Annotated in this window: 15 protein-coding genes; 11 read left to right on the top strand and 4 right to left on the bottom strand. The window is 68.4% G+C overall.

The annotated features are described in order from the left end of the window. Nucleotides 1–699: a rhomboid family intramembrane serine protease gene (locus tag AC3A4E_RS02910; protein WP_487630073.1), complete on the bottom strand. Its 699-nt coding sequence runs from the start codon at nucleotides 697–699 to the stop codon at nucleotides 1–3. Nucleotides 700–919: 220 nt separating this feature from the next. On the opposite strand from AC3A4E_RS02910, the gene AC3A4E_RS02915 reads away from it, so the two are divergent. After that, the gene (locus tag AC3A4E_RS02915; RefSeq protein WP_487630074.1) at nucleotides 920–2251 is read left to right on the top strand and encodes an OmpP1/FadL family transporter; all 1332 of its coding nucleotides are present in this window, start codon (nucleotides 920–922) and stop codon (nucleotides 2249–2251) included. Between the two features lie 126 nt (nucleotides 2252–2377). Here the strand turns inward: AC3A4E_RS02915 and AC3A4E_RS02920 are convergent, their stop codons facing one another. Next, nucleotides 2378–3292, bottom strand: coding sequence for an AEC family transporter (locus AC3A4E_RS02920; protein WP_487630075.1), 915 nt, complete (start codon nucleotides 3290–3292; stop codon nucleotides 2378–2380). Nucleotides 3293–3399: 107 nt separating this feature from the next. Between AC3A4E_RS02920 and AC3A4E_RS02925 the strand changes: the two genes are divergently transcribed. Next, on the top strand, nucleotides 3400–4218 hold the full coding sequence (locus AC3A4E_RS02925) for a helix-turn-helix domain-containing protein (protein ID WP_487630076.1): 819 nt from the start codon (nucleotides 3400–3402) through the stop codon (nucleotides 4216–4218). Nucleotides 4219–4293: 75 nt separating this feature from the next. Next, nucleotides 4294–4707, top strand: a complete 414-nt coding sequence (locus tag AC3A4E_RS02930; RefSeq protein ID WP_487630077.1) for a GNAT family N-acetyltransferase — start codon at nucleotides 4294–4296, stop codon at nucleotides 4705–4707. A gap of 22 nt (nucleotides 4708–4729) precedes the next feature. Here AC3A4E_RS02930 and putA read toward each other — a convergent pair whose 3' ends face one another. Beyond that, complete coding sequence (gene putA, locus AC3A4E_RS02935; RefSeq protein ID WP_487630078.1) at nucleotides 4730–7906, bottom strand: bifunctional proline dehydrogenase/L-glutamate gamma-semialdehyde dehydrogenase PutA; 3177 nt, start codon at nucleotides 7904–7906, stop codon at nucleotides 4730–4732. A 314-nt stretch (nucleotides 7907–8220) separates the two neighbouring features. Here putA and coxB point away from each other — a divergent pair, with 314 nt between their 5' ends. From coxB to AC3A4E_RS02960, 5 genes are read left to right on the top strand one after another with little or no spacing between them, the layout of a single operon-like run. Further along, nucleotides 8221–9195, top strand: a complete 975-nt coding sequence (gene coxB / locus AC3A4E_RS02940; RefSeq protein ID WP_487630079.1) for a cytochrome c oxidase subunit II — start codon at nucleotides 8221–8223, stop codon at nucleotides 9193–9195. Nucleotides 9196–9215: 20 nt separating this feature from the next. Beyond that, nucleotides 9216–10841, top strand: coding sequence for a cytochrome c oxidase subunit I (gene ctaD / locus AC3A4E_RS02945; RefSeq protein WP_487630080.1), 1626 nt, complete (start codon nucleotides 9216–9218; stop codon nucleotides 10839–10841). Next, a complete protein-coding gene (locus AC3A4E_RS02950; protein ID WP_487630081.1) occupies nucleotides 10841–10984 on the top strand; it encodes a hypothetical protein in 144 nt (47 codons plus the stop codon). Before ctaD ends, AC3A4E_RS02950 begins: the two co-directional genes overlap by 1 nt. 8 nt (nucleotides 10985–10992) lie before the next feature. Next, nucleotides 10993–11607: a cytochrome c oxidase assembly protein gene (locus AC3A4E_RS02955; protein ID WP_487632000.1), complete on the top strand. Its 615-nt coding sequence runs from the start codon at nucleotides 10993–10995 to the stop codon at nucleotides 11605–11607. A 49-nt stretch (nucleotides 11608–11656) separates the two neighbouring features. Beyond that, nucleotides 11657–12538 (top strand): cytochrome c oxidase subunit 3, encoded by an 882-nt coding sequence (locus AC3A4E_RS02960; RefSeq protein WP_487630082.1) that lies wholly within the window; start codon nucleotides 11657–11659, stop codon nucleotides 12536–12538. A 54-nt stretch (nucleotides 12539–12592) separates the two neighbouring features. Here AC3A4E_RS02960 and AC3A4E_RS02965 read toward each other — a convergent pair whose 3' ends face one another. Further along, nucleotides 12593–12811 (bottom strand): twin transmembrane helix small protein, encoded by a 219-nt coding sequence (locus AC3A4E_RS02965; protein ID WP_159681651.1) that lies wholly within the window; start codon nucleotides 12809–12811, stop codon nucleotides 12593–12595. Nucleotides 12812–12876: 65 nt separating this feature from the next. Between AC3A4E_RS02965 and AC3A4E_RS02970 the strand changes: the two genes are divergently transcribed. From AC3A4E_RS02970 to AC3A4E_RS02980, 3 genes are read left to right on the top strand one after another with little or no spacing between them, the layout of a single operon-like run. After that, on the top strand, nucleotides 12877–13611 hold the full coding sequence (locus AC3A4E_RS02970) for an SURF1 family protein (protein WP_487630083.1): 735 nt from the start codon (nucleotides 12877–12879) through the stop codon (nucleotides 13609–13611). After that, nucleotides 13608–14207, top strand: coding sequence for a hypothetical protein (locus AC3A4E_RS02975; protein ID WP_487630084.1), 600 nt, complete (start codon nucleotides 13608–13610; stop codon nucleotides 14205–14207). Before AC3A4E_RS02970 ends, AC3A4E_RS02975 begins: the two co-directional genes overlap by 4 nt. After that, nucleotides 14207–15406, top strand: a complete 1200-nt coding sequence (locus AC3A4E_RS02980; protein WP_487630085.1) for a COX15/CtaA family protein — start codon at nucleotides 14207–14209, stop codon at nucleotides 15404–15406. The genes AC3A4E_RS02975 and AC3A4E_RS02980 overlap by 1 nt, the downstream gene beginning before the upstream one ends. Nucleotide 15407: the final 1 nt, after the last annotated feature.

The following is a 15407-nucleotide window of genomic DNA, read 5'->3' on the forward strand; positions in this document are numbered from 1 at the left end:
TCAGTAGCCCTTGAGCCGCCGCAGGCGCTGGCCGATGGCATGCCGCGAGACCAGTGCGAACACCACGCCGAACAGGAAGCCGGCCAGATGCGCGGTCCAGGCCACGGCGCCGAAGGCGGGGCCGATGTAGGCGAAGATCACCTGCAGCACCGCCCACACGCCGATCAGCAGCGACGCCGGCGCGCGCACGAATTCCAGGAACAGGCCCAGCGGCACGACGACGCCCAGCCGCGCGCGCGGGAACAGCGCGAGGTACGCGCCGATCAGGGCCGATACCGCGCCGCTCGCGCCGATGATCAGCCGGTCCGGCGCGCCGATCGCCAGCACCGCCGACAGGTTCGCCAGCGCGCCGCCGACGATGAAGAGCACCAGTAGTCGCCACGCCCCCATCAGCCGCTCGGCCGGCAGACCGAAGATCAACAGGAACACCAGGTTGCCGAGCAGGTGCGCCCAGTCCGCATGCAGGAACAGCGCCGTCACCAGCCGCAGCCAGGGTCCGATGGCGGCCCAGTTGACCAGGGTGCCGTCGGTGCCCACCGGCCCGCCGTACAACGCGCCCCAGTCCAGCAGCAACGCGTACTGGTCGTTGGCCGACCGGGTACTGGCCCACAGGAACACCAGCCACAGAGACCCGCACAGCATCGGCACCGCCCAGCGGAACGGCGTACGGGCGTGGCGGCTGGGGATCGAGACGAACATCGCCTGCATTGTCGAGTGCCGCTGGCAACCCGGTAAAGCGCGGCGTTGCGGCATCACGCAATGCCGCACTGCAGCAGCGTTTCCACACGGAGTCGTACGGTATAGTGCGGCCGCGACGCGGTTCGGGAGGGGAATTCCGACAGGTGGCGCGGACGGAGGGGGCCCCGTCCACGCCGGGCGTAGCACACGACACCACACCTGTTTGGAGAGAACACGACACATGGCTACCACCCCCCGCTTTACCCGTACCACCACGCTGGCACTCGGCGTCGCCGCCGCGCTCGCATTCACAGGCCAGGCCCAGGCCGCCGGTTTCCAGCTCAAGGAAAACAGCGTCAAGTCGCAGGGCACGTCCTTCGCCGGCACTGCCGCGAAGACCGGCGACAGCTCGGTCGTGACCAACAACCCGGCTGTGATGACCCAGTTCGAAGGCACCACGGTGCAGGCCGACCTGACCGTCATCGATCTCAACTATGAATTCCAGGGCTCGGCGTCCGATGCGTTCGGTCGCCCGATGACCGGCGGCAATGGCGGCAACGCCGGTGGCGTGACCCCGGTCCCGGCGTTCTCGGTCGTGCACAAGCTCGACAACGGCGTCGCGCTCGGCGCGATGGTCAGCGCGCCGTTCGGTCTGAGCACCGACTACGACGCCGGCTGGATCGGCCGTTACACGGCGCTGGAATCGGACGTGCGGATCATCGATCTGGCTCTGTCGGGCGCCATCGATCTGGGCGACCGTTTCTCGGTCGGCATCGGCGTCATCGCCTCGCGCGCGGACGTCACGCTGTCGAAGGCCGTCGATTTCGGCACGCTGCTCGCGCAGGCCGGCGTTCCGGGTGCCCAGCCGCAGGGTGCCGATGGCATCGCCGACGTGCAGGGCGACGACAACGGCTTCGGTTACCTGCTGGGCGCGCACTTCCGTCCGACCGATCGTGTGTCGATCGGCGTCAGCTACCGCTCCGAGATCGATTACGAGCTGACCGGCACCGCCGACTGGACCGTGCCCTCGGGCGCGGCCGCCGTGTTCAACCAGGCGCGTCCGGGCTGGTTCCAGGACGGTGACGTGTTCGCTAACCTGACCACCCCGTCGATCCTCAACGTCGGCGCCGCCTGGCAGGTCACCGACGCGCTGCAGCTGTCGGCCACCTACGCCGAGACCAACTGGTCGTCGCTGCGCGAAGTGCGCATCCAGTTCGACAACCCGGATCCGGATTCGGTCGAGCCCTTCGAGTGGCAGGACAGCTACTTCGCTGCTGTCGGCGCCGAGTACAAGCTCAACGACAGCTGGAAGCTGCGTGGCGGCGTCGCGTACGACGAGAGCCCGACCAGCATCGAGCACCGCACCCCGCGCCTGCCCGACGCGAACCGCCTGTTCTATTCGGTCGGTGCGACCTGGGCGATGAGCGACGCGTTCGATCTCAACTTCGCCTACACCCGCATCGAGCCGCGCGACCCGAAGGTCAACACGCCCACCGGTGGCCTGGGCCGCGTTGTGGGCGACTACGATGGCAACGCCAACCTGTTCGGCGTGTCGGCGCAGTACCGCTTCTGATCCACTCGACATCGTGACAAGAGAAAGCCCCGCGCAAGCGGGGCTTTTTTTGTGGCCGGTGTTCCTCCAGAGCCTGCAGGATGCACGGCGCGCAGCATCAACGCCCCGCGCATCTTCGCGACGCCGTCAGGCGAAACGCCCCAGTACCCAGGCCCATGCCGGCAGGGTCACCAGCGACAGCAGGATGCCGTAGCCGACCAGGGCGGCGGCGAGTCGCGGCGCGAGGCCCTGCGCGATCGCCAGCGCGGCGGCGGTGATCATGCCGGGCATCGCCGACTCCAGCACGTTCGCCCGCAGCATCTGCCCGGACATGCCGAACAGCAGCGACAGCGGCAGCGCGAGTGCCGGCATCACCAGCAGTTTCAGCACCAGCCCCGTCGCCAGCGGACGGATCTCGTCGCGCGGCATGCGCAGCTGGATCGACAGGCCGACCGCCAGCATCACCAGCGGCAGCAGCGCAGCGGCGAGATTCTCCAGTGCCGAGGCGATCCACGCCGGCGGCGCGGCCGGCATCAGCGTCAGGCCGAACAGCAGCGCCCACACGGGTGGAAACCGCAGGATGCGCCGCACGATGTCGCGCCAGCCCGGCGGCGTGTCGCCGCTGTAGCGCGCGAGGATCGTCAGGCCGAACGTCGACAGCAGCACGAAGGTGCCGAACTGGTCGTACACCACGGCGTAGGCGACCGCGTCGTCGCCGAGCAGGGCCGCGACCATCGGATAGCCGATGAAACTGCTGTTGCACAACGCCACGCACAGCAGCAGCACTGCGGTCTCGTCGCGCCGGAACTGCAACCAGCGCGCCAGCGGCAACACCAGCGCGACCGTCGCGACCGCGAGCAGCCACGGCGTCGCCGCGACGCCGAGCAGGGTCGCGTCGAAGCTGAGCTTCGGCACATGCACCAGCACCGCGGCCGGCAGGCACACGTAGAGCACGACGAGGTTGAGCACCTCGGCGGCATTGGCCGGCATCACCCGCAGCCGGGCGAACAGCATGCCCAGCGCGAGCATCGCCAGGATCAGGGCAAAGGCGTCGAAGGCCATCGAAGCCCGTCTCGCAGAGTGGACTGGCTATTCTATCCGTGGTGCCGCGCCCGCCCCGCACAGGTGTGCGTTGGATTGAAAGGCCGGCGTGCACGCGGAGGGAGGCCATGGTGACGTCATCCGGAATCGCGGGCTGGCAGGCGCCGGCGCGTGAGCCTGCGCTGCGCGAGGTCGTGCTTGCTTGCTGGGGCGTCGCCATCGCCACGCCGGTCGCCCTGCGCTCGACACTGCCGCCGATGCCGGTGGCGCATCTGCTGCTCTCGCCGCCCGGCCAGCGCCATGTCTACGGCGATCTGCAGGTGTTCGGCAGCCATCTGATCCGGCCTGGCGCAGGACCGCTGGTCATCGATGACACCGGGCCTGTACGAAAACAGGGATTGGTGCTGTCGGCCCAGGTCACCGCCCGGCTGCTCGGCTACGCCGACCCTGTCCGTCGTCGGGACCCGGTGGTCGCGCTCGGCATGCCCGTAGCAACTGCTGCACTCTCGCGGGATCCCGACACGGCCCGCGTCCATCTCGAGCAGGTGGCGCGACACCTGTTGCTGGAGCCGTTACCGACGCCCCGCGAACAGTTGGTCGGGCAAGTGATGGCCTGGCTTGCAGGGTACGACGCGTCCGAGCCGCCGCGTGTCGGCGCACTTGCCACGCGACACGGCATCGGCGTGCGCACGCTGGAACGGGCGTTCGCCGCCACTGCTGGCATCGGACTCAAGCGCTGCATCGACCTGCTGCGCTTCAATCGCATGCTCGCTGATCGACCGGCTGGTGACGGGGGATCGTGGACCCGTCTGGCGCATGCGCACGGCTTCGTCGACCAGGCGCACCTGCACCGGCACTGGCGTCGCCACCTCGGCGCGGCGGCGCCCACGCGCGCGGTGGTGCACCTGCCAGAGCAGGTGTACGGCGGCTTCCAGCAGTTGTCGTGAACGTACAAGACCGCGCTGCGGCGGCCTGCTGCAATACGCGTCTCGACCGAACGGGCACACACGATGATTCGCAGCATGAACACCGACGACCACGCGCAGGTGCTCGACATCTGGCTGCGGGCCTCAATAGCCGCCCACGACTTCGTGCCGGCCGCGATCTGGCATGCGCAGCTCGATGCGATGCGGGAGATCTACCTGCCCGGCGCGACATCGCTGGTGCAGGTCCGCGACGGGCGGGTGGTCGGCTTCGTCTCGATGATGGGCGACCATCTGGCCGCACTGTTCGTCGATCCGGCGCAGCAGGGCGGCGGCATCGGCCGCGCCCTGCTGGAGGCCGCGTGTCGTGACCGCCCGGTCGTCGAGCTTGATGTCTACGCGAAGAACACGCGGGCCACCGCGTTCTACCGGCGGCAGGGGTTCGAGGAGACCGGTCACGGCATCGACCCGGTGACCGGAGAACGACAGCTGCAGCTGCGGCGCGTCCGCTGAGGCGGACGCATCGCTGTCCGGCTTACTCGCCGAGCGTCAGCAGCGACGCATTGCCACCCGCCGCCGTGGTGTTGATGGTCACGGTCTTCTCGGTGGTGAAGCGCGGCAGGTAGTGCGAGCCGCCGGCCTTGGGGCCGGTGCCCGACAGGCGCTGGCCGCCGAAGGGCTGCACGCCGACGACGGCGCCGATCTGGTTGCGGTTGACGTAGACGTTGCCGACGCGGGCGCGCGCGCTGATCTTCTCGACGGTCTCGTCGATGCGCGAGTGGATGCCCAGCGTGAGGCCGTAACCGGTGCTGTTGATCGCATCGATCACCGCGTCCAGCTGATCGGCCTTCCAGCGGATCACGTGCAGCGCAGGTCCGAAATTCTCGCGCTGAAGCTGCGAGAGCGACTGCAGTTCCCAGGCGCGCGGCGCGAAGAAGGTGCCGTGGGCAACCTCGGGGCCGACCGGCGTGGTCGCGATCAGGCGCGCTTCGCTGGCCATGCGCTCCGCGTGCGCGTCGAGCATGCGCAGCGCGTCGGCGTCGATCACCGGGCCGACGTCGGTCGACAGCAGCGCCGGATCGCCGACGGTGAGTTCCTGCATCGCACCGGCCAGCATGCCGATCACCTTGTCGGCGACATCGTCCTGCACGAACAGCACGCGCGCGGCCGAGCAGCGCTGGCCGGCCGAGGTGAACGCCGAACCCAGCGCGTCCTTGACCAGCTGTTCGGGCAGCGCCGAGGAGTCGGCGATCAGCGCGTTCTGCCCGCCGGTCTCGGCGATCAGGGTGCCGATCGCACCGTCGCGCGCGGCGAGGGCGCGGTTGATCGCCAGCGCGGTCGCGTTGGAGCCGGTGAACACCACGCCGGCGACGCGCGGATCGGCAGTGAGTGCGGCGCCAACGCTCGCGCCATCACCCGGCACGTACTGCAGCACATGCGCCGGCACACCGGCTTCGTGCAACAGCTTGACCGCGGCATGGCCGACCAGCGTGGTCTGCTCAGCGGCCTTGGCGATCACGGTGTTGCCCGCGGCGAGCGCGGCGGCGATCTGGCCGGCGAAGATCGCCAGCGGGAAGTTCCATGGGCTGATGCACACGAACACGCCGCGGCCGGAGAGCTGCAGGCTGTTGGATTCGCCGGTCGGGCCGGGCAGGGCTTCGACGACGAACAGGCGACGCGCTTCAGCGGCGTAGTAGCGCAGGAAATCCACGGCTTCGCGCACTTCGGCCACGCCGTCGGGAATCGTCTTGCCGGCTTCACGCGTGCACATCGCGATGTAGTCGGGCGTGCGCGATTCCAGCAGGTCGGCGGCGTGCTCGAGGATCGCCGCGCGCGAGGCAGCTGGCACCGCATTCCAGTCCGCGTGCGCGTCGGTCGCGTTGCGCAGCGCCTGTTCGACGGTTGCGGTGTCGGCGGCCTGCCATTGGCCCACGTGCACGCGACGATCGGCGGGGCTGGTGACCTCGACGGTCGCGCCGGCGCTGGTCGCGCCCGGCACCAGCGGGCCCGCGGTCCACGGTCCCGTCGCGGCCTGGATCTGCGTGGCCAGCGTGGCGAGCTGTGCGTCGTTGGCGAGATTGACGCCCATGGAATTGCTCCTGTCGTGGGACTGGCTGCGGAAGAGATCGACCGGCAGCGGAATGCGGGGATGGGGAATGGATTCGAAACCGGCGACGACCTCGACCGGGTCGCGGATCAGATCGTCGATCGCGACGTCCTCGTCGCTGATGCGGTTGACGAAGCTGGAGTTGGCGCCGTTCTCGAGCAGGCGACGTACCAGATACGGCAGCAGGTCCTCGTGCGAACCGACCGGCGCGTACACGCGGCACGGCACGTCGAGACGGGCGGCCGGGATCACCTCGGCATAGAGGTCGTCGCCCATGCCGTGCAGCTTCTGGAATTCGTAGGGCTTCGCGCCGGCGTCGTTGCGCACCGACATCCCCAGCCGGTGCACCGCCGCGATCGTGTGCGCGTTGTGCGTGGCGAACATCGGGTAGATCGCATCGGTCACCGACAGCAGGCGGCGCGCGTTGGCGAGATAGCTGACGTCGGTGTTGGGCTTGCGCGTGAACACCGGATAGCCCGGGTGGCCTTCGACCTGGGCGCGCTTGACCTCGCTGTCCCAGTACGCACCCTTGACCAGGCGCACCGGAATGCGACGGCCCTGCGCGCGGGCCAGGGCTGCGATCCAGTCGATCACGAACGGCGCGCGCTTCTGGTAGGCCTGCACGACGATACCGAAGCCGTGCCAGCCGGCCAGCGAGGCATCGGTGAGCGCGGCTTCGATGACGTCGAGCGACAGCTCCAGGCGATCGGCTTCCTCGGCGTCGACGGTCAGGCCGATGCGGTAGCCCTTCGCGCGCTGGGCGAGGTCGAGCACGCGCGGTGCGAGTTCGGCCAGCACGCGTGCGTGCTTCGCGTGTTCGTAGCGCGGATGCAGCGCCGACAGCTTGACCGAGATCGACGGCGCAGTGATTTCGTCTTCGAACGGGCCGGTGCGGCCGATCGCATCGATCGCATCGCGGTAGGCCTTCAGATACCGGTCGGCGTCGTGCTGGGTCAGCGCGGCCTCGCCGAGCATGTCGAACGAATAGCGGTAGGCGGCGTTGTCGCCCTTGCGCGAGCGCGTCAGCGCCTCGCCGATCGTGCGGCCCATGACGAACTGGTGGCCCATGATCCGCATCGCCTGGCGCACCGCGAGGCGGATCACCGGCTCGCCGACGCGGCCGATCAGGCGCTGGAAGGCGTTGTGCACGTTGCGCTTGGTGTCGTCGGCCAGATCGACCAGACGGCCTGTCAGCATCAGGCCCCAGGTCGAGGCGTTGACCAGCACCGAATCCGACTGGCCCATGTGCTTGCGCCAGTTGGCTTCGCCCAGCTTGTCGCGGATCAGCGCATCGGCGGTGTCCTCGTCCGGAATGCGCAGCAGCGCTTCGGCCACGCACATCAGCAGCACGCCTTCCTCGCTGCCGAGGTCGTACTGCTGCATGAAGGCTTCGATCGCGCCACGGTCCTGCGCGCGCAGGCGCACGCGGCGGACCAGATCGGCGGCGGTCGCCTGGATCGCGGCGCGATCGGCGTCAGGCTGGCGCGCTTCGGCCAGCAGCGCGTGGACGCGCGCGGTTTCATCGCCGGTCCAGGCGGCGGTGATCGCGTCGCGCTGCGGCTTCAGGGAGGTCGCGGGCGCGACGGGCGACAGGCTGGCATTCAAGGCGGGGCGACCGGCAGGGACAGAGGCGGGATTCTACCCGTGGACCGGCCTCTCCACTGTGCCGAAAGCGCGCGTAGCAGGCGCGGCGGATCCGTCGGATTGGCCGTTTCCGGTGTACGGTGTCCGCCACGGCGGAGAACGGGGCCGGCGCGCTTCGCCGCACCGCGGCTTGCCCCTGCGGAACGCCGACAGCTACCATTCAGATGTTATTCGCAGTACGCCGCCGCTCCTGCGTATATCTCCCGGCTGACAGGCCGGGCGAGGACGGACGCGTTCCCGCCAGCACCAAGGCCAGCTCAGGTATGGGGTCCGATGTGAAGCAAGGCGCCAGTTCCAGAAGGTACGCGTCCACACTGTGGGTCGGCGGCGCAACCGCGCTGCTGGCATCCACCAATGTTCTGGCGCAGTCCGCCGATCCCAAGCCGTGGCAGCTCAACATGGGCCGCGGCGTGACCACCTCCGCCCAGCATGCCTACGACGCGCACATGCTCGCGCTGTGGGTCTGCGTGGTGATCGGCGTGCTGGTGTTCGGTGCGATGGCGGTGGCGATGTTCCGCTTCCGCAAGTCGCGCGGGGTCACCGCGGCGCAGTTCACCCACAACACCACGGCCGAGATCATCTGGACGGTGGTGCCGATCATCCTGCTGGTGCTGATGGCCGTGCCCGCCACGCAGAAGCTGATCGCGATGTACGACACCCGCGACTCCGCGATGACCGTCAAGGTCACCGGCGTGCAGTGGATGTGGACCTACGAGTACATGGGCGAAGACGTCACCCTCACCAGCCGTCTCGACCGCGAGAGCGACCGCCTGCGCCAGAACCCCGGCAGTACGCGTGCCGAGCTCGATGCCCACGGCCATTACCTGCTCGACGTCGACACGCCGCTGGTGCTGCCCACCGACACCAAGATCCGCTTCGTCGTCACCGCCGACGACGTCATCCACTCCTGGTGGGTGCCGGCCTTCGGCTGGAAGCAGGATGCGATCCCGGGCATCGTCAACGAGGCCTGGACCGAGATCCTCGAGCCCGGCGTCTACCGCGGGCAGTGCGCCGAGCTCTGCGGCAAGGACCATGGCTTCATGCCGATCGTCGTGCACGCCGTGCCGCCTGCGGAGTTCGACGCCTGGCTCGCCGCCGAGAAGGCGAAGAACGCGCCGGCCATCCCCGCGCCGGGCGAACCCGGACCCGCCGACGCCGCACCCGCACCGTCGCCTGACGCCGCGCCTGCCGAGGCTGCCGCCTCCGCCACGCAGTCCCCGTCCGCCCCTGCCGCGCCCGCGGCCGGATGATCGATCGAGGCTCACCGCACATGTCGACGACGCACCCCGCCACCGCTGACGCGCACCACGACGATCACCACGCCCATCCCCAGGGGTTCGTCCAGCGCTGGTTCTTCTCCACGAACCACAAGGACATCGGCACGCTGTACCTGCTGTTCTCCTTCGTGATGTTCATCATCGGCGCGGCGATGAGCGTGATCATCCGCACCGAGCTCGCCGCTCCGGGCCTGCAGCACGTCAGCCCGACGTTCTTCAACCAGATGACCACCATGCACGCGCTGGTGATGATCTTCGGCGGCGTGATGCCGGCCTTCGTGGGCCTGGCGAACTGGATGATCCCGCTGCAGATCGGCGCGCCGGACATGGCGCTGCCGCGCATGAACAACTGGTCGTTCTGGATCCTGCCGTTCGCGTTCGCGATGCTGCTGATGACGCTGTTCCTGCCCGGCGGCGGACCGGCGGGCGGCTGGACGCTGTACCCGCCGCTGTCGCTGCAGGGCGGCAACAGCGTGGCGTTCACCATCTTCGCCATCCACATGATGGGCATCAGCTCGATCATGGGCGCGATCAACGTCATCGCCACCATCCTCAACATGCGTGCGCCTGGCGTGGACCTGCTGAAGATGCCGATCTTCTGCTGGGCCTGGCTGATCACCGCGTTCCTGCTGATCGCGGTGATGCCGGTGCTGGCGGGCGCGGTGACGATGCTGCTGACCGACAAGTTCTTCGCGACCAGCTTCTTCAATGCGGCCGGCGGCGGCGACCCGGTGATGTACCAGCACATCTTCTGGTTCTTCGGGCATCCCGAGGTCTACATCATGATCCTGCCGGCGTTCGGCATCGTCAGCGAGATCCTGCCGACGTTCAGCCGCAAGCCGCTGTTCGGCTACCAGGCAATGGTCTACGCGACGGCGGCGATCGCGTTCCTGAGCTTCATCGTCTGGGCCCACCACATGTTCACCGTGGGCATGCCGCTGGGCGGCGAGATCTACTTCATGTTCGCCACGATGCTGATCTCGATCCCGACCGGGGTGAAGGTCTTCAACTGGGTGTCCACGATGTGGCGCGGCGCGATGACGTTCGAGGCGCCGATGCTGTGGTCGATCGCGTTCGTGATCCTGTTCACCATCGGCGGCTTCTCCGGCCTGATGCTCGCGATCGTGCCAGCCGACTTCCAGTACCACGACACCTACTTCGTGGTCGCGCACTTCCACTACGTGCTGGTGACCGGCGCGCTGTTCTCGATCATCGCGGCCACCTACTACTGGTGGCCGAAGTGGACGGGGCGGATGTACAGCGAGTTCTGGGCGAAGGTGCACTTCTGGTGGACGATCGTCTTCGTCAACCTGCTGTTCTTCCCGCAGCACTTCCTGGGCCTGGCCGGCATGCCGCGCCGCATCCCGGACTACAACGTCGTGTTCGCCGACTGGAACCTGATCTCCTCGATCGGCGCATTCGGCATGTTCGTCACGCCCTTCATGATGTTTGCGATCCTGCTGCACTCCAAGCTGCGCGGCGCGCCTGCTGCGGCCCGCTCGTGGGAAGGTGCGAAGGGTCTGGAGTGGACGGTGCCGTCGCCGGCCCCGCACCACACGTTCGCCAAGCCGCCGGTGATCAAGCCGGGCGATCTGGCCCACGACGACATCAGCCACTGATGCAGCTTGCGATGACCACGCCCGATCCCGGTTCCGATCTCGTCGCCCGTCGCCGCCGTGCGCGGCGCACCGCGGTGGTCGTCGCGGTGGTCGCGGCGCTGGTCTACATCGGCTTCATCGCCCGCGGCGTGCTGCTGTCATGAGCGACGACATGCAGCCGACGGACACGCGCACGGACACGCGGCCGAAGTCGAAGACCTTCGGCATCGGCAAGCTGGTCGGCATCTCGGTCGTGGCATTCGCGTTCACCTTTTCATTGGTGCCGCTGTACCGCATCGCCTGCGAGAAGGTGTTCGGCATCCGCCTCGAGAACAGCGCCGTCGCCGCGCCCGCGGCCAGCGCGACGCCGGTCGAGCGCTGGGTCACGGTGGAGTTCGACGCGACTGTGAACTCGCGTCTGCCATGGTCCTTCCGTCCCAACGAGACCCGGATGCGTGTGCGCGTGGGCGAGCAGTACGAGACCACCTACTACGCGCACAACGACAGCACCGCGCCGGTCGTCGGCAGCGCCACGCCGTCGGTGGCGCCGGCACGCGCCTCGGGCTTCTTCCAGAAGACCGAGTGCTTCTGCTTCACCGCGCAGACGCTGGAAGCCGGCGAGACCCGCGACATGCCGGTACGTTTCATCATTGACCCGTCGTTGCCGCCCGACGTCAACACGGTCACGTTGAGCTACACCTTCTTCAAGAACGATGTCCTCACCTCGCGTCTGACCGCCCATGCGGCGCCGGTACGCGGCAATCCGGGCGTGGCCGCGGCGCCCTGAGCGCGCACCACGCCTTCCGCCACCACGCATTCGACGATCCGGAACCGCCATGGCCCACGCCAAGCCCGAGCAGGACCCCGACCTCTACTTCGTGCCCCATGACAGCAAGTGGCCGGTATTCGCGTCGGTCGCGCTGTTCATCACGATGCTGGGGCTTGCCAGCTGGTTCAACGAAGCGAGCTGGGGACGCGCGACGTTCTTCGGCGGTGCGGCGCTGCTGTCGCTGATCCTGTTCAAGTGGTTCGCCGACGTGATCCTCGAGTCGGTGTCGGGCTACTACAACAAGCAGGTCGACCTGTCGTTCCGCATGGGGATGGTGTGGTTCATCTTCTCGGAGATCATGTTCTTCGCCGCGTTCTTCGGCGCGCTGTTCTATGCGCGCACCCTGTCGCTGCCGTGGCTGGGCGGCGAGGGCAGCGGCGCGATGACCAACGCGGTGCTGTGGGACGGCTACAGCGCGGCATGGCCGTCGGCGGGCCCGGGCGATGTCGGTGGTGCGTTCCAGACCATTCCGGCATGGGGCCTGCCGCTGCTCAATACGCTGATCCTGCTGGCGTCGGGCATCACCATCACCATCGCCCACCACGCGCTGCGCGCGGCGCACAGGACCCAACTGCTGGTGTTCCTCGGCGCGACGATCCTGCTGGCCTGCCTGTTCCTGTTCTTCCAGATCGAGGAATACGTCCACGCCTACCGCGATCTCAACCTGACGCTGGGTTCGGGCATCTACGGCTCGACGTTCTTCATGCTCACCGGGTTCCACGGCGCGCACGTGACGTTGGGCACGATCATGCTGATCGTGATCTGGCTGCGCTGCTACCGCGGGCACTTCAACAAGGAAAACCACTTCGCGTTCGAAGCCGTCGCCTGGTACTGGCACTTCGTCGACGTGGTGTGGCTGATCCTGTTCCTGTTCGTCTACGTCGTCTGACGACGCGTCGACGCCGGGCGGCGCATTGTCACCGCCCGCTTCCCACTTCCGGCCTCAGCCGTAGACGCCATGCGGCTTGATCCAGCCCATCCAGATCGCCAGCAGCACCAGCAGGATCAGTCCGACCGACAGGCCGATGCGGCGCGTCAGCGCCTTGACCGTGCGGTCGGTCGTGCCCTTGTCGGTCATCATGTAGTACAGCGCGCTGCCCAGATTCCACAGGATCAGCAGCACGAAGGCGATGATCAGCAGCAACTTCAGCGAATCGTTCATCACCATCGCGGACTCCGGGACACTGGGTGTGTCGCCGGATTATTGCAGTCCGCGGAGCGCTGCGCGTGAGTCCGCGCCGGACCCGCATCATCGGCTGGACGCTGGCCGTGCTGACCATCGCGGCCTTCGTCTCGCTGGGCCAGTGGCAGCTGTCGCGGATGAGCCAGAAACAGGCGACGCTCGACGCCGTCGCGGTGACGCTCGAAGCGCGCACACCCGTCTCCCTGACCGCTGCAGGCGACGCCGCGCGCGCCCGTGACTACGACTGGAGCAGCGGACGCGGCCACTTCGTCGACCGCCCTGCATTCGTGCTCGACAACCAGATCCAGGCCGGCGTGCCGGGTCTGCGTGTCTACCGTCTGTTCGCACCTGACGATGCCCCGCCGCTGCTGGTCGATCTGGGCTGGACCGCGCTCGTCGACCGCACGACGCGGCTGCCCGATGCGGCCATCGTCCGCGGCGACGGTCTGCTCGGCCGTGACCTCGAGCTGCGCGGCCTGCTCGCACCGCCGCCGTCGCCCGGCCTCGCGCTCGGGCCTGCGCTCACCCCCGGTGATGCAGCGTTGATGACCCGCCTCGACATCCCCGCGATCGCGGCCGAAACCGGGCTGCCGGCTTTGCCGCCACGCGTGCTGCGGCTCGATCCGGCGCTCGATGTCGGCTACCTCCGCGATCTCGACGTGCTGCCCAACACGCTCACGCCCGACAAGCACCTCGGTTATGCGGTGCAGTGGTTCGGGCTGGCCCTCGCGGTGCTCGTCATCGCACTCGTGCTCACATACCGGAACCGTCGTCGATGAACCAGACATCTCCCGAGCCGGTTCTGCCGCCCGTCGAGCGCAACCGCAACCGCGCGCTGCTGGTGCTGATCGTCGTACTGTTCCTCGGCAGCGCCGTGGTCGCCGGTGCGCTGCGGTTCTCGGGCTGGCGTCCGTCCGGCATGCAGAACAAGGGCGAACTGCTCGATCCACCGGCGGACCTGCGCACGCATCCGTTCCGGCTGACCGATGGCGGCACCTACGAATGGCGTCCGGCCGAGCGGCGCTGGCGCATTCTCGTCGCGCCGCCGCGCGACTGCGCGCAGGCTTGCGTCGAGTTGTCGCAGCAGCTCGATCTGGTCTGGCAGCTGTTCGGCCGCAATGCCGATCACGTCGACATCCTGTGGGCGGGCGCGGTACCGGAAGGCGCGGTTCGCAATGCGGCCTGGCGGCTCGTCGAAGCTGACCCGGCGCTGCGTGCGACATTACCGCGCGTCGACGGCGGGCCCTGCGAAGCGGACAATGGCGTCCCGGCCTATGTCGTGGACCCGAACGGGTTCGTGATCCTGCGCTACGCCCCCGGCTTTGATCCGGGCGACCTGCGTGCGGACATGGCCAAGCTGCTGAAACTCAAGTGATGACCCACACGCCCCCCGCGCGCGCGACATCGTTCCGTCCGTCGACCCACAAGCATTTCCACCGCATCGCCTGGCTCGCCACGGCGCTGACGCTGTGCGTGATCGTGTTCGGCGCGTTCGTGCGTCTGTCCGATGCCGGTCTGAGCTGTCCCGACTGGCCGACCTGTTACGGTCGCGCGGCGTGGCCGCAGGCCGCCAGCGAGGTCGTCGACCACGCGGCGAGCGCGATCCGCGAGTTCGAATCGCACAAGGCCTGGCGCGAACAGGTGCACCGCCATCTCGCGGCGACGCTGGGCGTGCTGGTGCTGGGCCTGGCATTGCTGGCCGCGCGCCGACGCCGCTTCGGCATGCTGCAGGTCATCGGTGCCTCCGCGCTGGTCGCGCTCGCGATACCGCTGTACATGCAGGGTCACGTCATGGCCGCGCTCGGTATCGCCGCACTCGGCGAGGCGCTGCTGCTGATTGCAGCCCTGCGCTGGTCGAACGTCGATCTCGCGCGCGCCGCGGCCCTGACGCTGGCGGTGGTGATCTTCCAGGCGCTGCTCGGCAAATGGACGGTCACCATGCTGCTCAAGCCGGTGATCGTCATGGGCCACCTGCTCGGCGGGATGCTGACGTTCTCGCTGCTGCTGTGGATGGCATGGCGTGCGACGGTGCAGCCGATCGTGCTGGTCCACGCACCGGCGCTGCGGCGCTGGACGCTCGGCGCGATCGGTCTGGTCGGTGTGCAGATCGCACTCGGTGGCTGGGTCAGCGCGAACTACGCCGCGCTCGCCTGCGGCGCGGGCGGCTGGGTCACCGAGGCGCACCATTACGTCGATTTCCCGAAGTGCGTCGGTGAGTGGTGGCCGCAGGCCGATTTCCGCGAAGGCTTCGTACTGTGGCGCGGCGTCGGCGTGGATTACGAAGGCGGCGTGCTCGACGGCGCGGCGCGCGTGGCGATCCAGCTCGCGCACCGGGTCATGGCGATCGCGGTGTTCGCGTATCTGATCGCATTCGCCGCGCGCCTGCTGCGCACACCGGGCCTGCGCGGCTGGGCGGTCGCACTCGCGCTGCTGACCTGCGCGCAGGTCGCGCTGGGCATCCTCAACGTCAAGCTCGCGCTGCCGTTGCCGGTCGCGGTGCTGCACAACGGTGGCGCCGCGCTGCTGCTGTTCGTGCTGGTGTCGTTGCTCGCGCGCCTGAAGCGGCCCGACTGAC

It is taken from the genome of Luteimonas sp. Soil_N_1 (assembly GCF_057656255.1).